The sequence below is a fragment of the Streptomyces sp. NBC_01474 genome, assembly GCF_035918215.1.
Classification (GTDB): Bacteria; Actinomycetota; Actinomycetes; order Streptomycetales; family Streptomycetaceae; genus Streptomyces; species Streptomyces aureus.
Genome location: NZ_CP109449.1, coordinates 9,537,239 through 9,559,226, shown reverse-complemented (window position 1 = coordinate 9,559,226; position 21,988 = coordinate 9,537,239). Strand labels below are relative to the sequence as shown.

Below are 21,988 nucleotides of genomic sequence, written 5' to 3'. Positions count from 1 at the left end.
ATCTGCTCACGCGAGCCGGACGTCCAGTCGCTCGCCGTCCGCACCTCCCGGCCACGTCACCAGGACGCCGCCTTCGGTGCGTTCGGTGCGGGCGCCGTCTTCGACGACGACCGTCCGGTCGGTCTCGAGAAGCGCGCTGCCGGGCCCCGCGCCCCTGCGCAGCGACAGCGTCGGTCCGTCCCGCGGTTCGTCGAGTTCGGCTGTCGCCCAGCGCAGTACCGCTCCGTCGAGACGGACGTCGAGCGGCAGCATCAGGCCGGTGCGGGCGGGCAGTTCGAGTACGGTGCCACCGGCGTACAGCTCTCCCGCCACGGTCAGCGTGAAGCGCTGCGGCTGCACGGAGACATTGATCAGGTGGACGAGCTTCTGGCCCGTCGCGTCCGCCGTGACCGTGGTGACGAGTCCGGGCGTCGCTCCGTCGGCGACGGTCTGTGCGCGTACGGCGAGACGCCCGAGCAGCATGCGCCAGAACTCCAGGTGGCAGGGGTAGTCGCAGGCCACCACGACGGCCCGGCCACCTCCTTCGAGGGTCACGTCCATCGCGGCGGGCGAGCCGTCGGCGACGTCCAGGGCGAGCGGTTCGGCCTTGACCACGTCCGTGCCGGTGGTCCGCAGCCGCTCCAGGAAGCCGACCCGGACCTCGGGCTGGGGGCCGGCCCAGCCAGTGGCCCGTACGGACGGGAAGTAGCCGCCCGTTCCTTCCACGGTCTCCTCGACGGCGAGACCGAGCGCGTCGGCGAGCACCGTGCACGGCGTGCCGTCGTCGTCGAGGACCGGAAGCCGCCCGTGAAGAAGCAGCCGCCCGCCCGCCCGCAGATACGCGGCGAGCCGCTCCTGAACCGCGTGGCCCAGCGTGGCGGGCGTGGCGAGCGCGAGCACCGGTCCGGCCGGATCGAGCTCGCTGCGGTACGACGTCGGCGCCGCGGAGAGGTCGCACGCCGCGAAGGAGTGGCGTCCGAGGACGAGGGCGCGAGCCAGGATGTCGCGCGGCCCCATGCCCCGCGAGCGTTCGATGTCGCGGCGTTGTTCGCGCCGGGCGCCGGAAGCGGGGTGGGCGAATTCGGTCAGATAGTGGTCGGGGACGTAACCGAGGACGATGTCGTCGTGCGCCTCGTCCATGTCGGCCAGCAGGTGCTCGCTGCCGCGCACCGCGCGCACGGCGTCCCGGATCCCGGTGTACGCCTCGCTGAGCCTGCCCTCGGGGTCGACGGGCGCGGCGAAGCCGTGGCGTTCACCGGTGAAGGCGATCCGGTCGTTCCCGTCGCCGGCGGGCTCGTCCAGGGGCGGATTGTGGCCGCCGCTGAACAGGTAATAGTTGATCAGCCGGTTGCCCTGGGCGACGCACAGGCGTGTTTTGAGGCCGGTGGCCTCGGGCACGGCCTGACGGCTCAGGTCCTCGCCGTAGTCGCCGGTGCCCGCCTCGAACTCCAGTGAGGTGAGCGGCTGGTCGGCGTCGTGGACGGCGGCCATGAAGGCGTTCATCACGTACAGGTCGGGGGTGTTCTCGACGGTCGCGTCGTACAGGTAGTGGTCCGAGCCGGAGGTCATCCCCGGGATGCCGGCGTACGCGCGTGACAGCTGACTGACGCCGATCGGGAAGGTGCGTCCGCGGGCGGCGTCGGTGCCGTGCAGGTTGACCAGCATCGGGACCTCGATGCCGTGCTCCAGGGCCACGTCGCGCAGTCGCAGCAGGTACGCGGCGTACCGGTCGCGGTGGTGGTCGGCGAGGTCGTGGTGGAGCGTCAGCTGCTGGGTCACGGTGCCGCTCAGCGTTCCGCCGGAGCGCCACTGGTCCGCCCATGCCGCGAGGTCCGTGGGGTCGGCGCCGTAGCGGCGTACGGACTCCTCGCGGCCCCACCGCTCAAGGGACTGCGACGCCAGCACGGCCAGGGTGCGGTCGGTGAGTTCGGGGGCGCCGCTGACCCAGGTCAGCATGCCGACCTCGTTGTCGAGCTGGAGGGCCGCGACCGGGCCGCCGCGGGTGATCTGATGCTCGGCGAGTACGGACGTGACGGCCGCGAACCAGCGTTCGGCCTGGGAGAGATAGCCGGGGGCCAGGTAGTCGAGCGTGCGGGTCGGCACGGGTTCGCCGTCCCAGCCGCGCGGCACTGCCTCGGGGTGGTCCCGGTAGATCCGGAAGGGCACGCCCTCGTTCTTGAGCTCGGCCATGACGAACGGGCCGGGACGTGCGATCACCAACAGAGCGCGCTCGGCGGCGAGTTCGAGGAAGTGGACGAGGTCGCGGTACTCGCTGGTGGCTCCCGTCAGATCCACCTCGCCGTCCGGGGTCTCGTGCACCAGCCACGGCATGTAGCTGGCGACGGCGGTGCAGCCTGCCGCCACCAGTTTGTCGAGCCGGTCGGCCCAGTCCTCACGGCGCAGCCGGAAGTAGTGCACCTCCCCGGCCATGACGATCCTCGGCACCCCGCCCACGAGCAGCCGCCGTCGCTCGAACTCGACTGTTCTGTCTGCCTGTTCCCCGGACGCGGAACCCTGCGCCCGTGCCCCGTGTGTCGCGCGGTCCGAACCTTGCGAAGTACTCACGAAACAGTCCCCATCAGGTGATTTTCGGAATTCTGAGATCTGAACCCCGGTTCCTGACAGGGGTATTGCCATCCCTGCCAAGGCCGGACTACGTTCCTGAAATCGCCGTGAAACCGGTTTCCCGAAACCGGTTTCCCGAACATATCGGGGGCCGTCACGATGGGCAATAGCCGTGTATCACTGCGCTGGGTGGCGCAACAGGCGGGTGTTTCGCCCGCCACGGTCTCGCGTGTCTCGCGGGGTTCGGCCACGGTCTCACCGGAGTTGCGCGAGAGGGTCCTGCGCATCATCGAGGAGTCCGGCTACCGCCCCAACCACCTGGGCCGCGCCCTTGCCGAGACCCGGCACGGAGCGCTCGGCCTGGTCTTCCCGGGCCTGTCGGGCCCGTACTTCTCCGAGCTGCTCCAGGGTTTCGAGGAGGAGGTGCAGGAGTCGGGCGACAGCATGTTCCTGCTCGCCTCCCACTCCCACTCGGAGACCGACACGCGGGTGATCGATCTCGCCGGCCGCGTCGACGGCCTGGCCATCCTCGCCGGCACCGTGTCCGACGCGGCCCTCGAACAGGTGGCGCGCCAGGTGCGGCTGGTGGTGATGTGCGCCCGGGAGCGGGGCGCGCACACGACGGTGACCATGGACAACACCACCTTCGGGGCGCTGGCCCGGCATCTGCTCGTCGAACACGGCTACCGCCGCCTCGCGTTCGTCGGCAATCCGGACGGTTCCCCCGATGTGACGTCCCGCTGGGAGGCGTTCCTCGGCGCGCACCGGGAGGCGGGCGTGGTTCCACCCGCCGAGCCCGTACGGGTCGGGCTCCAGCAGTCCGACGGGATCATCGCCGCCCAGCAGATCCTGGACGGCGGACAGCGGCCCGACGCGGTGATGTGCGCCAACGACGAGACCGCGCTCGGGCTGGTGCTCAACGCACTCGGCCGCGGCCTGCGCGTGCCCGACGACCTCGCGGTCACAGGATTCGACGACATGGATATGGCGGCCATGGTGCGGCCGGGACTGACCACGGTCCGTCAGCCCATCCGCGAACTCGCCACCACCACGGCCCGTCTCCTGGCCGACGGGGAGCCGCGGGTCACCCGGCACATCACGCTCCCGACCCGGCTCGTCCTGCGCGAATCGTGCGGCTGCCGCCCGGCGGTCGCGGGCCCCTCGGACAACTGAGCACCGACGACCGGACACCGGAACAGACGCGACACCCGCAGACGACGGAGGTATCTCAATGACGAGGCCACGCTTCACCACTGCGTTCATAGCCGGCCTGGCGAGTTCGAGCCTGCTGCTCGCAGGATGCACGGGCACCGAGGACACCGCCGACAGCGTCAACTCGGGCGGAATGATCAGCCACATCACGTACGCGGGCATCGGCGGCGGCAACGCGCCCCAGGCCAACTACAACCCGTTCCTGGACGCGTCGAAGCTGGTGGCCTCGAACTTCGTCTACGAACCCCTGTACGTGATCGAGCAGAACAGCTGCAAGGAGGTCCCCTGGCTGGCGAAGTCGTACCACTGGCAGAACCCGAAGACCCTCGTCTTCGACATCCGCGACGGCGTGCAGTGGAACGACGGCAAGCCCTTCACCGCGAAGGACGTCGCCTTCACCTTCAACATGATCAAGAAGTACGACGTCCTGGACACCAAGGGGTCCTGGCCACTGCTCGACTCGGTGCGGGCCACTGGCGCGAAGCAGGTCACCTTCACCTTCAAGGAGCCCGGCGCCTCCGGATTCCCCGTCATCACCGCCGTGCCCATCGTCCCCGAGCACATCTGGTCGACGGTGCAGGACCCGACGAAGTTCACCGACGCCAAGGACCCGGTGGGCACCGGCCCCATGAAGGTGAAGTCCTTCAACCCGCAGCAGGTGGTCACCGAACGCAACCCCCGTTACTGGCAGGCCGACAAGGTCAAGGTCAAAGAGGTCCGGTTCAAGCAGAACAACGGCTCCCCCGAGATCGAGCAGCTGAAGATGGGCCGCGGCGAGTACGACACCAACGGCATGTTCATACCGGACGTCCAGAAGTCGTACGTCGACAAGGATCCGAAGCACCATCACTACTGGTACGCGCCGGGCATGGTCATGAGCGTCTACATGAACCTCACCGAGGCCCCCTTCGACGACGTCGCCTTCCGCCGCGCGCTCACCAGCGCCTTCGACCGTGACACCGTGGCGCGCAAGGCGCAGCTCGGCTATGTGAAGACCGCCAGCCAGACCAGTCTGGTACTTCCCGGCCAGCAGGACTGGCTGCCCAAGGGCATCAAGAACGGGGGCCGTGTCCCGTTCGACCCGAAGGCCGCCGACGCGGCGCTCACCAAGGCCGGATACCAGCGGGACTCCCAGGGCCGGCGGCTCGGCAAGGACGGAAAGCCGATCTCGTTCGCGTTCAAGGTGCCCACGGAGTACACCGACTGGGTCGCGGCCGCCGAGATCCTCGTCAAGAACCTCAAAGCCCTCGGCCTCCAGGTCGAGTTGGACCGCACCACGTCCGAGGTCCACGACCAGGACCGTGCCATGGGCCGCTACGACATGATGTTCGGCGCGCATGGCGGCGACTGCAACATGTCCACGGGCTTCGGTCACCCGCTCGGCAGCGCGGGCACCGCCCCCATCGGGAAGCGAGCCTTCAGCAACGAGGTGCGCTGGAAGGACAGGAAGACCGACGCGCTCCTGGACGATCTGCGGACCGCCTCCACCGAGAAGGCCCAGAAGAAGGCCGTCGCGGGCCTCTCCGAGATCATGATGAACGACGTCCCGATGATCCCGATCTGGTACGGCGCCAAGTGGTTCCAGTACGACACCACGCGCGCCGTGGGCTGGCCGAACGCGAAGAACCCGTACGCGGCCGGCGGCGACAACCTCATCATCCTCACGCATCTGCGCCCGGCCCAGGGCTGACCGGGATGACGTACTTCCTCCGCCGCGCGGGGTTCTTCCTGGCCACCTTGTGGGCCGCGGTGACACTGAACTTCCTTATCCCCCGGCTCCAGCCGGGCGATCCGGCCCAGGCAATCCTGTCGCGACTGTCCGGCAAGACCGGCGTGGTCTCCCCCGAACAGCTCGCGGCCGTGCGCAAGATGCTCGGCGCGCCCGACGGCAATCTGTTCACCCAGTACTGGGACTACCTCGGGGCCCTGGCCCACGGGCAGTTCGGGCTCTCCTACACGTACTACCCCTACAGCGTCAGCCATGTCGTGATGCAGGCCGTGCCCTGGACGCTCGTCCTGGTCGGGGTCACCCAGATCCTGTCGTTCATCGTGGGCACCCTGCTCGGGGCCTGGGCCGCGTACCGGCGCAACAGCCGGGTCGACACGGTGATCACGCTCGGTTCGACGTTCGTGGGCACGCTGCCGTTCTTCTGGATCGCGCTGCTCCTCGTGTTCGTCTTCGCGATCACCCTCAACTGGTTTCCCGAGGGCGGCGGTTACGGCGGCGGCAGCTCTCCGGGCTGGACCTGGCTGTTCTTCTCCGACGCGTTCCAGCACAGCGTGCTGCCCGCCGTCGCGCTGCTCGTCACCGGGCCGATCGGCTGGATCATCGGCATGCGCAACAACATGGTGCAGACCCTCGGCGAGGACTACGCACGCCTCGCCCGCGCCAAGGGACTGCCCCGCCGGCGGATCGCCCTGACGTACGGGGCGCGGATCGCGATCCTGCCGAACGTCACCGGCTTCGCCATCGCGCTCGGCGGCATCCTCGGCGGCACCGTGCTCGTGGAGAGCATCTTCAGCTATCCCGGACTCGGCCGCCTCCTCCTCGAGGCGGTGAGCAACAAGGACTTCCCGTTGATGCAGGCGCTGTTCCTGTTCACCACCGTCGGAGTCCTGATCGCCAACTTCCTCGCCGACATCGCGTACGGATTCCTGGATCCGCGGGTCCGCAGGACGGAGGCAGCCTGATGACCATCGCCAACAATCCGAGCGCGGCGGCCGCGCCGCACGCCGGGGACACGGAAGGTGTCCAGCTCGCCGCGATCACCGCGGGCCGCTCGACGCGACTGCCCGGCTGGTTCCTCATCCTGTGGCGCAACGGAAAGTGCCGCGCCGGACTGCTGCTGCTCGCCGGCTTCGTCCTGGTCGCGGTCCTCGCCCCGGTCATCGCACCGTACTCCCCACGAGCCGACACCTTCGGTCTGTCCCAGGGGCCGAGCGCCGCGCACTGGCTGGGCACCACGGCACGGGGCGAGGACGTGTTCTCGCAGGTGGTCCACGGGACCCGGACGTCACTGATCGTGGGCGTGGTGGCGGGCACTCTGTCCACCCTGATCGCGGTCGCCGTCGGACTCACCGCCGGCTATCTGCAGGGCCCGGTCGACGAGATCCTGTCCTTCTTCATCAACCTCGGCCTCGTCGTGCCCGTCCTCCCGCTGATGATCACGCTGGCGGCGTACGCGCCGGTCAAGGGCCTCTGGCTGGTCATCATCGTCATCACGGTCACCGGCTGGGCGTTCGGCGCCCGCGTCAAACGCGCCCAGATCGCCACGCTGCGCACTCGCGACTACGTGACAGCCGCCAAGTTCGCGGGCGACAGCACGCCACGCATCATCGTGTACGAGATCGCGCCCAACATGATCTCGCTGATCGTCGTGGACTTCATGGGAGCGTCGCTCGGTGCGATCGGCGCCGAGGCAGGCCTGTCGTTCCTGGGCCTCGGGGACCCGCACACGACGAGCTGGGGAACGATGCTCAACCAGGCGAGCATGGGTGGCGCGATGACCACAGGACAGTGGGCCTGGCTGATAGCGCCGGGTCTGGCCCTCGCCTTCCTCGTCACGTCCTTCTCTCTCATCAACTTCGGCGTCGACGCACTGAGCAACCCGCACCTGAGGGAGGACTGAGATGGCCCTGCTCGAAGTCACCGATCTGACCGTGACCTACAGCCCGCGCGGCGCCGATGCCGTACGGGCCGTCCACCGGGTCGGACTCGAGGTCGCCGAGGGCGAGTTCGTCGGGCTGCTCGGCGAGTCGGGCTGCGGCAAGTCGACCCTCGGCAACGCGATCCTGCGCCTCCTGGAGAAGCCCGCCGCGATCACCGCAGGCAGCATTGTCTTCGACGGCCGCGACATCACACACGCCGGTGAGGACGAGTTGCGGGCGCTGCGCTGGGCCGATCTGTCGACCGTGTTCCAGTCGAGTATGAACTCGCTCAATCCGGTGATCACCGTGCGGGAGCAGTTCGCCGACACCTACGCCGCGCACCCCGAGGCGTCGGGCAGGGATGTCGATGTGGACGCGCGGGCCGGCGAACTCCTGGCGCTGGTCTCCCTCGACCGGGACGTGCTGCGGCGCTACCCGCACGAGCTGTCCGGCGGTATGAAGCAGCGCGTCGCCCTGGCTCTCGCGCTCGCTCTGCGGCCGAAGTTCGTGCTTCTCGACGAGCCGACGACCGGCCTGGACGTCGTGGTGCAGCGCGACATCCTCGACCGGCTGCGCGAGCTCCAGCGCACGCTCGGATTCGCGGTCCTGTTCATCAGCCACGACCTCGGCACCGTCATGGAGATGGCCGACCGGGTGCTGGTCATGTACGCGGGCGAGATCGTCGAGAGTCGGCCGGCGGCCGACATGGTCGCCGAACAGCTCCACCCGTACAGCACCGGGCTCCTCGGTTCGTACGCCGACCCGCGCGACGAGGTCGTTCAGGTCGCCTTCATCCCCGGACGGCCGCCGAATCTGGCGCACACACACCAGGGCTGTCTCTTCGAGCCGCGCTGCCCCGTGGCCGTGGACACCTGCCGCACCCGCCATCCGGAACTGCTGCCCGTCGAGCGCGGGGCGGCCCGGTGCCTCCTCGTGGAAGAGTCCGGGGGCGCGCGGCCCGCAAGTGCGCGCCCCGCCTCGGTGTTCTCCGCCGTGGGCGGCGCAAGCAGCAGGGATACGGCCGACGCCGAGCCGGTGCTCGTCGTGACGGGCGTCGGCAAGGAGTACCGCACCAGGCGCGGGTTTCGCACGACGACCGTACGGGCCGTGGACGACGTGTCGTTCGCGCTCCGGCCGGGCCGGGTCGGAGCGCTCGTCGGGCAGAGCGGCTCGGGCAAGACCACCATCGCCCGGATGATCACGGGGGTGGAGCGGCCCACCAGCGGCACGATCCGCTTCAAGGAAGAGCGCGTGGACACCCTGGGCCGCCGGGCCCTGCGCCGCTACCGGCGCCATGTCCAGCTGGTGTTCCAGGACCCGTTCGCGGCGCTCAACCCCACCCGCACGGTCGGCTACGCGCTGGGGCGGCCGCTCCGCAACCACCTGGGCCTGAACGCCGAACAGGCCCGTACCCGCGCGGCCGAGCTCCTGGAGACCGTCGGCCTCAGCCCGGCCGAGCAGTATCTCGACAAGCTGCCGGGCCAGCTCTCCGGCGGCCAGCGGCAGCGCGTCGTCATCGCCCGCGCCCTGGCACCGGAGCCGGACGTCCTCGTCGCCGACGAACCGATCTCGATGCTCGACGTCTCCATCCGCGCGGAGATCGTCGAACTCCTCGACCAGCTGGTCCGCGACCGCTCCATCGCCATGCTCTACATCACCCACGACCTGCTCAGCGCGCGGCTCCTCGCCGACGAGGTCCTGGTCCTGAACCACGGGGTCCTGGTCGAACAGGGCCTCACGCTCGACGTGATCGGCCACGCCCGCGACCCGTACACCCGCAAGCTGCTCGCGGCCATCCCCCGTCCTGACGGAGGGCGCGCGGTCCCGTCCGGCACCTGATGGTCCTGCGTCCCACGACAGCACTCCACTCATGGCACTTCTCCACCGCACGGCCCAGGAGGCATTCATGGCAACGAACAGCACTCTCGGCGAGCTCGTCACGCCCGCGCTGCGCGAACAGTACGAGAACGAGGGCTACTTCGTCCTCGAGAACGCCCTCAGCGAAAAGCAGCTGGAGCTGTTGCGCGGCGGCGCCCAGTACTCCGTCGACCGTCTCGACGCGGAGATGGACGCCGCCGGTGTCGACACGATCGGCATCAACCACCGCGGCAAGCGCTACTTCTCCAACATGATCTACCAGCACCGCCCCGAGCTGCGGACCTTCCTTTTCAGTGAGCTGACCGCGGAGATCTGCCGGGCCACGATCGGCGAGGAGGCGTATCTGTTCTGGGAGCAGTACGTCATCAAGGCGGGCGATCCGGACACCGCGTTCTCCTGGCACCAGGACTCCGGATACGTGCACGAGGACCACGAGCCGTACGTGACGGTGTGGATCGCGCTCGACGACGTGACCATGGACAACGGCCCGGTGCATCTGCTGCCGTACTCGCGCTCGGGTGTGAAGTCGTACGTGAAGCACATCACCGATCCTGTCTCCAACGACCGTGTCTGCTACTTCGGTTCGGACCCCGGCATGCCGATGACGGCGCCGGCGGGTTCGATCGTGGTGTTCTCCAGCGTCGTGATGCACCGCAGTGGCCCGAACCTGACCGACCGCAACCGGCGGGTGTACATCGCGCAGTACTCGAAGGACGTCATCACGCTCAAGGACGCGCCGGACACCCCTCAGGGTGCCACCGACCCGTTCCTGTCGGACGGAAGGATCGTGGCGGAGCTCTGAGGGCCGGGAGGCGGAAGGAGAGAGAAGAGGAATCCGGTGACCGAAGGCGTACGGCGTCCGACACCCCGTCCCACCTACGAGCACCCCACGGTCGTCCGGCAGGAGGACGCGGTACGGCATCTGTGGGGCGACGAGGACGGTTCGGGGCACGTCAGCGATCGGGTGTACGTGTCGTCGAGCGATCTGCACGTCCTGCAGTTCACGCTTCCGCCACGCGGACGGTACGTGCATTCGGCCATGAACCCGACGGTGTTCGCGGCCGATGTCGCGTACACGGTCCTGGAGGGCGAACTGATCCTGATCGACCCGGAATACGGCGAGGTGCGTCCGCTGGCCGCCGGTGACATCGGTTTCTTCCGGCGTGACACCTGGACGCACGCGGTCAATCCACGCCACGAGCCCGTACGGGTACTGGAGTTCTTCTCGCCGCCGCCGTCGCACGACACGGCGTCACCGTACGCGCGAAGTCAACCGCTGCTCGGCGAGACGCGGTACCGGGACACGCGCTGGAGCGGCCGATGGCCGGCGGCACGCGCCGACCGGGAGGCGGCCTCGCGCATCCACGTCGTACGGGAGGACGGTCATCTGCACTGGCTTCCGGAGGACGACGGCGGACATCTGGCCGGCACGGCGGTGGACACCGAGTATCTGACGGTCACGCGTGGGCGGTTGACACCGGGCCACCGCGGTCAGGAGCACGTCGCGGCCGACGAGACCGTCCTGTACGTCACCGAGGGCACCGTCCATCTGCATCTGCCCGGCTTCGCGGGCCCGGCGTGGCACCGCGTCGAACCGCACGACGCCGCGTATCTGCCGGCGGGCACCCGATACCAGCTCATGGACTTCGACGGCGCGGGCGCCTCGTACTGGGCCGGTGCCGGGCGTGTTCCCGAAGGCTGGCGGCCATGAGTGCGGCGAGTGACGCCGGTGCGCGGGTGGTGGTTGCCCTCGACGTCGGCGGCACCACCCTGTCCGGCGGGCTCGTGGCGGAGGACGGCGCGGTGCTGTGCGCGGCCGAGCGTCCCGCGGTGCGGGACGGCGGCCGCGATCCGGGGCTGCACGGCACGGTGGCGCTGGCGCGTGAACTGAGCGTCAGGGCACCGGACATGGGAGCGGAGGTCGTCGGGATCGGCGCCGGGTTTCCCGAGTACGTGTCGCAGGTCGGCACTCTCACCAGCCGGGACGTCATCGGCTGGGACGAGCAGCCGGCCGGTCTCCTCGCCCCGCTGGTCCCCGGACGGCCGGTGGTCGTCGAGTCGGACGTACGCTGCGGCGCGCTCGCCGAGGCGCGGACCGGCAGCGGTCGCGGGCTCGGATCCTTCTTGTACGTGTCTCTGGGCACGGGCCTGTCCGCCGCGTTCGTGCAGGACGGGCGCGTATGGGCCGGGCAGCGCGGGGAGGCGCTGGGCCTGGGCACGTGGCCGGTGCACGGCGTTCTGTCACCGGACCTGGAGGGTTACGCCTCGGGGTCCGGGATCGCCGCGCGCTACTCGGCGGTCACCGGATCGGCGGTGGCCGGAGCCCGCGCGGTGGTGGCCCGCGCGGAGGCCGGTGACGCCGCGGCCTTCGACGTACTCAGCACGGCCGGAGGTGCCCTCGGCACGGCACTTGCCTGGGCGGTGGCGCTGCTCGACCCCGCCGCGATCGTTCTGGGCGGCGGACTCGGCACCGTCGGCGGGCTGCTCGACGAGTCGATGCGGACCGCCTACGCCGCGCACGCCCGGCGCCGGGGCCGGCCGCCCGTCCGCCGTGCGGAACTCGGCGCCCGCTCCGGGCTCGTCGGCGCGGCCCTCGCCGCCTGGGAACACCCGGCCGACGCCCGGGAATCACACCGCGTCGCGTGACATCACGGCTTGTCTCCCGCCTTCTCTTCCGCCGCCCTGCCACGCGGCTCCCACGACTTCCCTGGAGGTACACCCATGCCCCTGCCCCGACCGTACGAAGACAAGGTCAAGGAACTCCTCGGCCGGATGACGCCCGAGGAGAAGCTGGGCCAGCTCCAGCAGCTGTCATGGAACGGGGACACCGGGCCGGGCGGCGGCCAGACCGATCAGGCGGAGGCCTCGGCACGCGCCGGGCTGCTCGGGTCGGTCCTCAACATCCACGGTGCTGCGCACACCAACGCGTTGCAGCGCATCGCCGTCGAGGAGTCCCGGCTCGGAATCCCGCTCCTCTTCGGCCTCGACGTGATCCACGGCTACTGGACGACGTTCCCGATCCCGCTGGCGCAGGCCGCGAGCTTCGACCCGGAGACAGCGCGGCGCGACGCCGAAGTGTCGGCGAAGGAGGCCCGCTCGCAAGGCGTGCGCTGGACGTTCTCCCCGATGATGGATGTCTCCCACGAGCCGCGCTGGGGCCGTGTCGCCGAGGGCAACGGCGAGGACCCCTTCCTGACGTCCGCCTTCGCGACCGCCAAGGTGCGCGGCTACCAGGGCCCGGCGGACGGCGGCGAGCTGGCCGACGACGGCCGGATCGCGGCTTGCGCCAAGCACTTCGTGGCGTACGGAGGGGCGGAGGGCGGCCGCGACTACAACGCGGTCGATGTGTCCGAGCAGCGGCTGCGCAACCTCTATCTGCCGCCGTTCCGGGCGGCCGTGGAGGCCGGGGTGGCCACCGTGATGGCCGCGTTCAACACGGTGGCCGGCGTCCCGGCACATGGCAATCCGCACACCATGAACGAGGTCCTGAAGACCGAGTGGGGCTTCGACGGCTTCGTGGTCAGCGACTACACCGGGGTCGCGGAACTCATCGCCCACGGCTACGCGGAGGACGGGGCGGACGCGGCACGTCTCGCCCTCAATGCGGGTCTGGACATGGAGATGGTCTCCACCCATGTCGTCGATCACGGCACGGAACTCCTCGCACAGGGCCGCATCACTATGGAACGCGTGGACGACGCTGTGGCGCGCATCCTTCAACTGAAGTTCGCGCTGGGCCTGTTCGCGAACCCCTACGCCGACGAGTCCGCGGAGATCACAGACCCGGCGCCCGAGGCGCGGGCGGCGTCGCGGGCCGTGGCGGCGCGCTCGATGGTGCTCCTGAAGAACGAGGGGGAGCTGCTCCCGCTCTGCCCTGCGGGCTCGGGCGCGGTCGCGGTGGTCGGCCCGCTCGCCGACTCGGCCGATCTGCACGGCACGTGGGGCGGTCCGGGCGCGCACAGGTTTCCGTCGGTGAGCGTGCTGGACGGCATACGGGCGGCGGCGCCCGACCGTACGGTCACGCACGCGGGCGGGGACGTCGACGAGGCGGTGGCCGCGGCGTCGGCCGCGGACCTTGCGGTGATCGTGGTCGGTGAGGAGTCCCGGCTCAGCGGCGAGGCCTGCTCGCGCAGCGACATCGGCCTCCCGGCCGGCCAGGAGGAACTCATCGAGGCTGTCGCCGCGACCGGAAAGCCGTACGCCGTCGTCCTGTTCAACGGACGGCCCCTCGCCCTCGGCGCCTGGCTGGACGCGGCGCCGGCTGTCCTCGAGGCATGGCACCCCGGCATCGAGGCCGGCCATGCGGTGGCCGACGTGCTCTTCGGCCGGGTGAACCCTGGCGGCAAGCTCCCGGTGACCTTCCCGCGCTCGGTGGGTCAGGTCCCGATCTACTACAACCACGAGAACACCGGCCGCCCCTACGACCCGCAGACACCGGACGAACATTTCCGCTCGCGCTACCTGGACCTGCCTCAGGGCCCGCGCCTCCCCTTCGGGCACGGCCTGAGCTACACGTCCTTCACCGTCTCCGCCCCGTGCCTGAGCCGGGAGACCATCAGCGCGACCGCTCTCATGGACGACGGCGCGACGGTCGAGGTCGCGGTCACTCTCACCAACACCGGCGACCGCATCGGCGACGAGGTCGTCCAGCTGTACGTTCACGACGTCGCGGCGAGCATCACGCAGCCGGTCCGCAAACTGCGCGGCTTCGAACGCGTCACCCTCGCCCCCTGCGCCTCCACCACCGTCACCTTCCGCCTCGGCGCCGACGACCTGGGCTTCTGGACGAACGACCGGGCCGGAACCTTCACCGTAGAACCCGGCCGTTTCGACCTCTACACGGGCACGAGCTCGGAGACGGAGGACCGGGTCACCCTGCGGGTCGTGCCGGACTGACGCCTCGACGGGGTGGTGGCCCTCCCGGGGCCACCGCCGCGTCCCGTGTCCGCGTCTCCGCGCAAACGCATCGGCATCCGGAGCACCCGCCTTGGCGCCGGGCCCAAATCAAGGTCGGCGCCGGGCCAGTGCGCGGGAGGGCCGAGCAGCCTTCGCGCAAAAGCAGAGCGTGCCGTCGCGGTCAGCGGATGAGCACGCCCCCGGCTGCTTCCTGTTCAGCCTCCCTTGGACCGGATGGCTCAGGCAGCACGGCGCGCCTCGGCCGCCGTGGCGGCCGCCGGTGGAGGATCGGTGGGGCGGCGACCTCGGGACAGGGCGCCCGGCACTGCCGCCCCATCGACGAAGAGGCCCGGCCATGAAACTGTTCGACGACCCGCCGTTCCACTCCCTCGCCGACCGGGCACTCGAACGTATCAAAGACCGCACCCTCGGCATCTCACCCAAGACCGCGACGTGAGCGCCACTCCGCGCGAAGGCGTGCCGGGCGGCAGTCGCTACGGCGAGGCCGTCTTCCGTCCCGAACAGGCAGGCGAGGGCGAGCGCATCGACTTCGGCGCCCTCGCCTACGACGACATCACCATGGCGCGACTGCGGGCGCTCGGGGTCGGCCCGGGGTGGCGCTGCCTCGACGTGGGTGCAGGCACGGGCACGGTATCCCGCCGGCTGCTGGACGAGGCCGGGGTGGCAAGTGTGCTTGCCGTGGACCGCGACGTACGTTTTCTCAGCGCACGGCCCGTGCCCGGGCTCGACATGCTGGAAGCCGACATCACCGCCCCGGACTTCGCCCCCGGCCGGTTCCGGCTCGTCCACGCGCGCTTCGTTCTGATGCACCTGCCCGAGCACGACCGCTTGATCACCGCGTTGGCCGAACTCGTCGCACCCGGCGGTGTGCTGGTGCTCAGCGACGCCGTCGATCTGACGAGTGACCGGACGCCCGGCACGCCGTACACCACTCTGATGCGGGCGATGTGGCAGGGACTGCGGGCGACCATCGGGACCGATATCTCCTGGGTTCCGTCGTACCCGCAGTTGCTGCGCGGGGCGGGGTTCGGGTCCGTCGCCGCCGAGATCCATGTTCCGCCACTGCTGCCGGGCAGCCCCATCAGCCGCTTCTGGGCGGACACTTGGGAACGCAGCAGGGCGGCGATGCTCGGCACGGGCCTGGTCGATGACGCGGCCGTCGACGCGGCAGTCCGGTACCTGGACTCCGACCAATGCGCCGCTCTGTCAGCCGGCATGCTCACCGCCTGGGGATGGAAACCCGAGGAAGGTGCGCGATGACCCGCCGCCACTGACAACCCTGAGCAGTGCCCGTCCGCGGCCCCCAGCGCGGTGCCCGAACCGGCAGCATCCTCACCCCGTGCTGCTGCGCCCGAGCGCCCCGGTGCGTCAAGGGCGCTGCGGGAACAAGCCCGCGTGATGGAACCTGGGCTCCGATACGGCATCGCGTGACTCGGCCGGCGGTCCATCTGCGCGCCGCAACGGGTGCGGTCGTGGTCCGATGCGCGGCGCGGTTCGGTGTGAGAGGTTGACACGGCGCCGGGCTCCCGAGGGAGCCGTGTTCCTGAACTAACGTGTTGCCATGGTGCGTGCCGGTGGTCCCAAGGCCTGTGGTTCGGACAGGTCCGCGGCTTCGGGCCGGTCCCTGGCCCCGCTGCTCGCGGTCTGCGCGGGCTACTTCATGGTCATCCTGGACGTGACCATCATCAACGTCGCCGTCCCGGTGATGGGGCGGGAACTGTCGGCCTCGCTGACCGGGATCCAGTGGATCACCAACAGCTACACCCTGATCTTCGCCGGCCTGCTGCTCACCTGCGGCGCGCTGGGAGACCGGCTGGGCAACCGCCGGATCTTCTGCACCGGTGTGGTGGTGTTCACCGCCGCCTCGGCCGGCTGCGGACTCGCCCCGAGCACCGGGACCCTGATCGCCGCCCGGCTGGTGGAAGGACTCGGCGCGGCGCTGATCGTGCCCGCCTCCCTCGCTCTCCTCCAACAGGCATACCCCTCACCCGCCGAGCGCTCCCGGGCCTTCGGTCTGTGGGGCTCCATGGCAGGCATCGCCGCCTCTGCCGGCCCCCTCCTCGGCGGCCTCCTGGTCACGACCGTGGGCTGGCGCTGGGTGTTCTTCATCAACCTGCCCGTCGGATGCGTCTGCCTGCTGCTCACGCTGCGCCGCGTGCCGGCTTCGGCCCGGCGCACGGACCGCCCCGTGGACTGGCCGGCCCAGTGCGCGATCATCGCGACGGTGGCCCTGCTGACCGCCGTGCTGAACGAGGCCGGACGACGTGGCTGGACGGACCCGCTGATTCTGGCCGGAGCCGGCCTGTGCCTGCTGACAGCCGCCGCGTTCGTCCTGCGCGAGCACCTGGCCCGCACCCCCGTGCTGCCCCTGCGGCTGTTGCGCTCCCGCCCGATGAGCGGCGGAGCGGCCATCGGCCTGCTGTTCAACTTCGCCTTCTACGGCATGATCTTCACCGCCAGCCTGTACTTCCAGCATCAGCGCGGCCTGACCGCGCTGCGCACCGGGTTCGCCCTCTTCCCGGCGGTGGCCATGACGATGTTCGCCTCAGTCCTGTCCGGGCGGCTGGCACGCCGCACCGGGCACCGCCCGCTTGTGGTCACCGGCTTGCTCGTTGGAGCGGCTGGGCTGGCCGGCTGGGCCGCGGCCGGCCAGAACCCGGACTACGCGTTGCTCGTGGCGCCGATGATGGCGGCGGGCTTCGGCACGTCCTTCGCCCTCACCGGGGCGACCACCACCGTGATGGCAGCTGCCCCGGACGAGTACTCCGGCACCGCCTCCGCCCTGTTCAACACCACCCGTCAGGTCGGCAGTGCCGCAGGCGTCGCGCTGGGAGGCTCCCTGCTGGCCTCCGCGGGCAACTTCACCACCGGGCTGCGGACCAGCATGGCCATCGGTGCTGCCGCATACCTGACGGCCGCTGCCCTTGCGCTCTTGTGTATCCCGCGGCGAGCGCACCGCCCCGTCACCCACTGAACGGCGGCGTGCAACGCCGTAGAACGATGCTTCATCAAGAGCCCGCTTGTAGCACTTTCGTGACCGGAATTATGGCCTCCGTCACACACGCGTGGTCCAGGCCCTGCTGAGGTGATCAGATGCGAAGACCCGCTTCCCTTCTGCCTGTTCTGGCCGCGACCGCCCTGCTCCTCACGGCCTGCGGGACGGAGCACACCGGCCCCGGGAACACCGGCGCCGACGCGGCCGAACCGCCGCCGCACACTCAGGTCGACGACCCGGGCAAGGACGGCGTACGCATCACATCGCTGTCGCTCCCGTCGGTCTCCCCCTCGCCCACGCGCAGCACGTCGGTCTCCGCCGACAGCCTCCCCGCGGACACGGGGGTCCTCGCGACCTACGAGGTCACCAACAACGGTTCAAAGAGCCTGACTTACTCGGTCGTGTTCACCTTCATGAGCAGTGACGGCGGAGCCGTGACGAACCAGACCACGACGGTGCGCGACGTCGGCCCCGGGAGGACCGTACGGGGCACGGTCCGGGCCGGAGAACTGCCGCCCGCCGCCCCGCGGGTGACACAGGCCAAGGTCCTCGAAGTGACCACTGTCCCTGCAAGCGAGGCGCCGGCCGAGCCGGGCACGTGCCCCGCCTCCGGCATCCGGGTCAGCGCCGACAAGGGCGACGCGGCCATGGGACTGCGCGTCGTGGGCCTGCATCTCGACAACTGTGGCAAACGCGACTACACCGTCGACGGATACCCACTGCTGGAACTTCTTGACGACGACCTCGACCCCGTGGACGGCATCGAGATCCTCGACGGCAGCGGCGACATCACCACCGGCGCCGGGCCCGACGAGCCGCCACGGCCCGTCACACTCAAGCCCGGCGAGTCGGCGACCGCCGGCCTGGTATGGCGCAACACCACCGAGGCGGGCACGGCAGTGAACGTTCCCCATGTGCGGGTCAGGGCGAAGGCCGGTGCCGACCCCGTGACCGTAACCCCGCACCTCGACCTCGGAACCACCGGAAAGCTCGGGGTCAGACCGTGGGAGAAGGCGGAACGCTAAGGCCTTTCGTTTGGATCAGGCTGGATCAAAAGTACGTGGTGCTCCCGAAGACGCGGCGCAGTTCCGACGGCTCGTATCCCTGGTGGAAGTTCTCTTGATGGTGCCGGTCACGAAACACGAGCAGGGATAGGTGAAAGGGCGCTGCTGTTCGGGTGATGCCTGGACGGCTGAGCCGTCGTCGGCAAAGACCAGCGGGTGCACCGATCCAGACGTCAACGTTCGCACGTCGCAAAAGAGTTAGAACGCGCAGAACGTCGTCAGCTGTCATCACTCGACGCAGATCAGAAGCATCCGCCTGTGGCAGCGAACGAATTCCATGTCCCCCGCTACGTCGTTGACAGCGCGCAACACCCGGTCTCACCCGGTGTGTGCGACCGTTGCCCCCGCGGATGCCGCTCTCTCGCCGTGTGGGCGAGTGTGGGAGTACCGCGGTGTGCGGCCCCGGCGCTGACCGGGCCCGCACACCGCGCTCTCAGCAGGCTGACAGTCAGTAGCCGCCGTAGCCTCCGTAGTCGCCGCCGTAGCCGCCGTAGCCGCCGTAGCCGCCGTAGCCGCCGTAGCCGCCGTAGCCGCCGTAGCCGCCGTAGCCGCCGTAGCCGCGACCGTAGTCGTTGTAGAAGTAGCCGCGGTTGTAGCCACCGTATCGGTGGTGACCGTTGTAGCGGCAGTTGTCCCAGCTCCAGCCCCAGCCGCGGTTGTAGCAATTGCTGTAGCCGGAGTTGTAGTGGTTCGAGCCCGTGTTGGCCGAGGCCGTCCCCGCTGTGCCGATCGCGGCGCCACCCGCCATCAGCACTCCGGTGGCGGTCACCGCGAAGAGGCGCTTCACGCGAAGTGCTCGCATGAGAATTTTCTCCCTTCCATCGTCTCGCGCACCCGAACGCAAGATGGATGGCCGCGCACGCAAGAAGAATCAGGGCGCGCGGTCGAAATGTCACCGCTCTGGAAATTGAAAGACACGCCGTGGCCGCCGGCCGTGCCGGCCGTGTACGGCTCTACGCGCGAACCCCGCAGCAGCAGTCGAGCTGTCCACCGCGAGAAGACTTCGCCGATGGGGCGCGTCCCGGGTTGCGGTCTCAGTCTTTAACGCTACTCCGAATCCGCTCCACGTCATCTTGAGCGGGCACTCATCTCGGCACCGAACCCGGTCGACCGGGGCCTCACGACGGGCGAATCCGCTGGTGGCACAGCCTTCTGAGCACTCAACTGATGTTCCGGCCGCCACAGCGGCGCAGCCTCACGCCAGCGGACTTGAAGGGGAATGAACTGCCCCGACCGGTCCAACCGCTGCTGCCTTCGCGGAGCCCGGGGCACCGCTTCCCCCTGCACACCCTGCCCGACAAAGTGACCCAAGAGGTACACGCGCTGCCAGTCAGTCACCAATCCCCGCGTCAGGCGTCGCCATGTGTCGTCGCCGGCCGTGGCGACGCCGAGTGCCGCGCGGCCGGTGATGGCGGTGAAGCGCGCGCTGGGTACTTCCGCGTCCAGGTCAGAGGTGTCTGCCTGGCTGCCGGTGTCGGCGGCATTCTGCTGGGCGGGTGGGCGGGCGGCAATACTTCTGCCGCGGCACGAGTTCAGGAGCAGGGGCCGCCCGGTTCGAAGTCGCCGACGGTCTTGCTGTCGCTGTCGCGCTGGTGGCCGCGGCGGGCGTCGCGGTCGAAGATGCCCAGGATCTCGCAGGGGCCGCCTTCGGCGCCGATGGCGTGCGGGAGCATGGTGGGGAACTCCGCGGCCTGGTTGGTCTCGATCCGGAAGCGGCGGTGGCCCAGCATGAGGGTCGCGGTGCCGGACAGGACGACGAGCCATTCCCGGCCGGGGTGTGCGCGCATGCGTGAGGGGTTGTCGGGGGGCGGTTCGGTCATCCGCTGACGCATGACGCTGATTCCCGGGTCGCCTTTGACGGGCCAACGCATCAGGCCGTGGGCCGCGTCGATCCTCGGACTGATGATGACGTCGTCGGACGCGGTCTCCACCAGCTGGTCCAAAGACGTGTCGAGCACGCGGGCGAGAGTGACCAGCTGGTCCAGAGCGAGGCGGCGCTGGCCGTTCTCGATGCGGGAGAGCGTGGACTGGCTGACGTTGGCGCGGGTGGCCAGCTCCTCCAGGGACCAGCCCTGTGCCACGCGCAGGGCTCGGATCCGTTTGCGTACGAGGCTGTCCAGCTCACCATCATTTTGCGTCATAGGCAACATAGTATGCCTGTGATGCAAGCAGGGATTACGTTCACTCATGTGGTGACCCGGAAAAGGTGGGGTCACGCCTGAGCGAAAGGGTGCGAGGACATGACTGTGACGGCTTCTGCATACGCGACCGACGCACTGCCCCGGACGACTGTGGACGCCGTGGTGATCGGCGGCGGTGCCGCGGGGCTGAACGGTGCTCTGATACTCGCCCGCTCCCGCCGCTCGGTCGTCGTGATCGACAGCGGCACACCCCGCAACGCGCCCGCAGAGGCCATGCACGGCTTCATCGTGCTGGACGGCACCCCGCCCGCCGAGCTGCTCGAGCGGGGCCGGGAACAGGTGCGTCACTACGGCGGACGGGTCGTCTTCGGCGAGGTGGCCTCCGCCGAGCCTGCCGCCCCCGGCGGCGGTGGTGATCCTCGTTTCACGCTCACCCTGGCCGACGGCCGCACACTCACGACGCGTCGCGTACTGGTGTGCACCGGGTTGCGGGACGTGCTGCCCGACGTGCCCGGCCTCGCCGAGCACTGGGGGCGCAGCGTGGTGCACTGCCCGTACTGCCACGGCTGGGAGGTGCGCGACGAGCCCATCGGTGTCCTTGCCACCGGCCCCGTTTCGGTGCACCAAGCGCTGCTGTTCCGCCAACTGACCGACGACCTGGTCTACTTCACCCTCGGCACCGAGCTGGACGAGGACACCCGCGCGCGCTTCGCCGCCCGCGCCATCCGCATCGTCGACACCCCGGTGCAGGAGGCCGTGAAGGGCGACGGCGGCGGCATCGCCGGGGTGCGCCTGACCGACGGCACGTTCGCGGCCCGCCGCATCCTCGCGGTCGTCACCAGGATGCAGGCCCGCACCGAGGGCCTGGACGGGCTGAAGCTGCCGATGGAGGACCTGCCCGACAACATGGGCCGCCGCTTCGCCTCCGGCGCGGCCGGGATCACCGAGGTGCCGGGCGTGTGGGTGGCCGGCAACGCCACCGACCTGACCGCCAAGGTCGGCGCTTCCGCCGCGGCAGGCGCCCTGGCCGGTGCCCACATCAACGCCCACCTGGCCACCGCCGACACCGACGCGGCGCTCGCCGCAGTACTGGACGGCACCACCACCATCACCGCCTGACACCTGGGGCCCACACGGGCCGTCGACGGTTGGCAGCAGGCCATGCGGGCGGGCTTCGCCGTCATGGGCGCCCCGTCCGTCTACGTCCTCGCCCGCGGCCCGAGGACCCCAGCTCGGGCGCCAGGTCCGTGGACGAGTCGGAGGCCACCGCCGGGGCCATTTCCACCTGCTGTCCGCACCCAACAACGGGCATAATGGCGATTAATGACAGCGTGTCAGGCACTGCCACTCCACGGTGCCTGACGTTCGCCCCGCCCAGTTCAGTACTCGACCCGCACACAACTCAACCAGGTCATCTCCTGCAACGCCCCCGCCCTGACCGACTTCTGGGCCCAACCGCGCTGCCGTGCCGACGAGCGCGCCGCAACTGCCGCTCGGTGGCCCGTAGCTCAGCCGCAGACCCGCCCGAGTGCGACACCGGTGCGGGCCTCACCCCGGGGTCTGTGTGAGCATGGCGTGCGCCTATCAGT

The 21,988-nt window shown here is 69.9% G+C and carries 17 protein-coding genes; 13 read left to right on the top strand and 4 right to left on the bottom strand.

Translation table 11 applies throughout. The features are described 5' to 3' along the window. Positions 1-6: 6 nt before the first annotated feature. Positions 7-2,544, bottom strand: coding sequence for a beta-galactosidase (locus tag OG758_RS43725; protein WP_326714981.1), 2,538 nt, complete (start codon positions 2,542-2,544; stop codon positions 7-9). A gap of 189 nt (positions 2,545-2,733) precedes the next feature. On the opposite strand from OG758_RS43725, the gene OG758_RS43720 reads away from it, so the two are divergent. The 12 genes from OG758_RS43720 (at position 2,734) to OG758_RS43665 (ending at position 18,219) form a co-directional block, all read left to right on the top strand. After that, positions 2,734-3,717 carry a LacI family DNA-binding transcriptional regulator gene (locus OG758_RS43720; RefSeq protein WP_326714980.1) on the top strand — a complete coding sequence of 328 codons (984 nt, stop codon included), beginning with the start codon at positions 2,734-2,736 and terminating at the stop codon, positions 3,715-3,717. A gap of 58 nt (positions 3,718-3,775) precedes the next feature. Next, the gene (locus OG758_RS43715; RefSeq protein WP_326714979.1) at positions 3,776-5,446 is read left to right on the top strand and encodes an ABC transporter substrate-binding protein; all 1,671 of its coding nucleotides are present in this window, start codon (positions 3,776-3,778) and stop codon (positions 5,444-5,446) included. A 5-nt stretch (positions 5,447-5,451) separates the two neighbouring features. Then, positions 5,452-6,447, top strand: a complete 996-nt coding sequence (locus OG758_RS43710) for an ABC transporter permease (protein WP_326714978.1) — start codon at positions 5,452-5,454, stop codon at positions 6,445-6,447. Further along, the gene (locus tag OG758_RS43705; protein ID WP_326714977.1) at positions 6,447-7,385 is read left to right on the top strand and encodes an ABC transporter permease; all 939 of its coding nucleotides are present in this window, start codon (positions 6,447-6,449) and stop codon (positions 7,383-7,385) included. The genes OG758_RS43710 and OG758_RS43705 overlap by 1 nt, the downstream gene beginning before the upstream one ends. Before the next feature lies 1 nt (position 7,386). After that, complete coding sequence (locus OG758_RS43700; RefSeq protein WP_326714976.1) at positions 7,387-9,243, top strand: ABC transporter ATP-binding protein; 1,857 nt, start codon at positions 7,387-7,389, stop codon at positions 9,241-9,243. Positions 9,244-9,310: 67 nt separating this feature from the next. After that, a complete protein-coding gene (locus OG758_RS43695; protein ID WP_326714975.1) occupies positions 9,311-10,084 on the top strand; it encodes a phytanoyl-CoA dioxygenase family protein in 774 nt (257 codons plus the stop codon). A gap of 36 nt (positions 10,085-10,120) precedes the next feature. Further along, positions 10,121-10,993 carry a hypothetical protein gene (locus tag OG758_RS43690; protein ID WP_326714974.1) on the top strand — a complete coding sequence of 291 codons (873 nt, stop codon included), beginning with the start codon at positions 10,121-10,123 and terminating at the stop codon, positions 10,991-10,993. Beyond that, a complete protein-coding gene (locus OG758_RS43685; RefSeq protein ID WP_326714973.1) occupies positions 10,990-11,928 on the top strand; it encodes an ROK family protein in 939 nt (312 codons plus the stop codon). The genes OG758_RS43690 and OG758_RS43685 overlap by 4 nt, the downstream gene beginning before the upstream one ends. A 75-nt stretch (positions 11,929-12,003) precedes the next feature. Continuing rightward, a complete protein-coding gene (locus OG758_RS43680; protein WP_326714972.1) occupies positions 12,004-14,178 on the top strand; it encodes a glycoside hydrolase family 3 N-terminal domain-containing protein in 2,175 nt (724 codons plus the stop codon). 453 nt (positions 14,179-14,631) lie between these two features. After that, positions 14,632-15,459, top strand: coding sequence for a class I SAM-dependent methyltransferase (locus OG758_RS43675; RefSeq protein ID WP_326714971.1), 828 nt, complete (start codon positions 14,632-14,634; stop codon positions 15,457-15,459). 301 nt (positions 15,460-15,760) lie between these two features. Continuing rightward, a complete protein-coding gene (locus OG758_RS43670; protein WP_326714970.1) occupies positions 15,761-17,173 on the top strand; it encodes an MFS transporter in 1,413 nt (470 codons plus the stop codon). Positions 17,174-17,292: 119 nt separating this feature from the next. Then, positions 17,293-18,219 carry a DUF4232 domain-containing protein gene (locus OG758_RS43665; RefSeq protein ID WP_326714969.1) on the top strand — a complete coding sequence of 309 codons (927 nt, stop codon included), beginning with the start codon at positions 17,293-17,295 and terminating at the stop codon, positions 18,217-18,219. A gap of 15 nt (positions 18,220-18,234) precedes the next feature. Here OG758_RS43665 and OG758_RS49205 read toward each other — a convergent pair whose 3' ends face one another. The 3 genes from OG758_RS49205 to OG758_RS43655 form a co-directional block, all read right to left on the bottom strand. Continuing rightward, entirely contained in the window at positions 18,235-18,420 is a 186-nt protein-coding gene (locus OG758_RS49205) for a nucleotidyltransferase domain-containing protein (protein ID WP_442810391.1), read from the bottom strand. Between the two features lie 286 nt (positions 18,421-18,706). After that, positions 18,707-19,060, bottom strand: a complete 354-nt coding sequence (locus OG758_RS43660) for a hypothetical protein (protein WP_326714968.1) — start codon at positions 19,058-19,060, stop codon at positions 18,707-18,709. Between the two features lie 730 nt (positions 19,061-19,790). Continuing rightward, positions 19,791-20,399, bottom strand: coding sequence for a helix-turn-helix domain-containing protein (locus OG758_RS43655; protein ID WP_326714967.1), 609 nt, complete (start codon positions 20,397-20,399; stop codon positions 19,791-19,793). Between the two features lie 99 nt (positions 20,400-20,498). Between OG758_RS43655 and OG758_RS43650 the strand changes: the two genes are divergently transcribed. Next, positions 20,499-21,518, top strand: a complete 1,020-nt coding sequence (locus tag OG758_RS43650) for an NAD(P)/FAD-dependent oxidoreductase (protein ID WP_442810390.1) — start codon at positions 20,499-20,501, stop codon at positions 21,516-21,518. The last annotated feature ends 470 nt before the right edge of the window (positions 21,519-21,988 follow it).

Coding starts and splice junctions, on each gene's coding strand:
- OG758_RS43715 (WP_326714979.1), top strand. CDS start 3,776: ATGACGAGGCCACGCTTCACCACTGCGTTCATAGCCGGCCTGGCGAGT.
- OG758_RS43710 (WP_326714978.1), top strand. CDS start 5,452: ATGACGTACTTCCTCCGCCGCGCGGGGTTCTTCCTGGCCACCTTGTGG.
- OG758_RS43705 (WP_326714977.1), top strand. CDS start 6,447: ATGACCATCGCCAACAATCCGAGCGCGGCGGCCGCGCCGCACGCCGGG.
- OG758_RS43700 (WP_326714976.1), top strand. CDS start 7,387: ATGGCCCTGCTCGAAGTCACCGATCTGACCGTGACCTACAGCCCGCGC.
- OG758_RS43695 (WP_326714975.1), top strand. CDS start 9,311: ATGGCAACGAACAGCACTCTCGGCGAGCTCGTCACGCCCGCGCTGCGC.
- OG758_RS43685 (WP_326714973.1), top strand. CDS start 10,990: ATGAGTGCGGCGAGTGACGCCGGTGCGCGGGTGGTGGTTGCCCTCGAC.
- OG758_RS43680 (WP_326714972.1), top strand. CDS start 12,004: ATGCCCCTGCCCCGACCGTACGAAGACAAGGTCAAGGAACTCCTCGGC.
- OG758_RS43670 (WP_326714970.1), top strand. CDS start 15,761: ATGGTGCGTGCCGGTGGTCCCAAGGCCTGTGGTTCGGACAGGTCCGCG.
- OG758_RS43665 (WP_326714969.1), top strand. CDS start 17,293: ATGCGAAGACCCGCTTCCCTTCTGCCTGTTCTGGCCGCGACCGCCCTG.
- OG758_RS43660 (WP_326714968.1), bottom strand. CDS start 19,060: ATGCGAGCACTTCGCGTGAAGCGCCTCTTCGCGGTGACCGCCACCGGA.
- OG758_RS43655 (WP_326714967.1), bottom strand. CDS start 20,399: ATGACGCAAAATGATGGTGAGCTGGACAGCCTCGTACGCAAACGGATC.
- OG758_RS43650 (WP_442810390.1), top strand. CDS start 20,499: ATGACTGTGACGGCTTCTGCATACGCGACCGACGCACTGCCCCGGACG.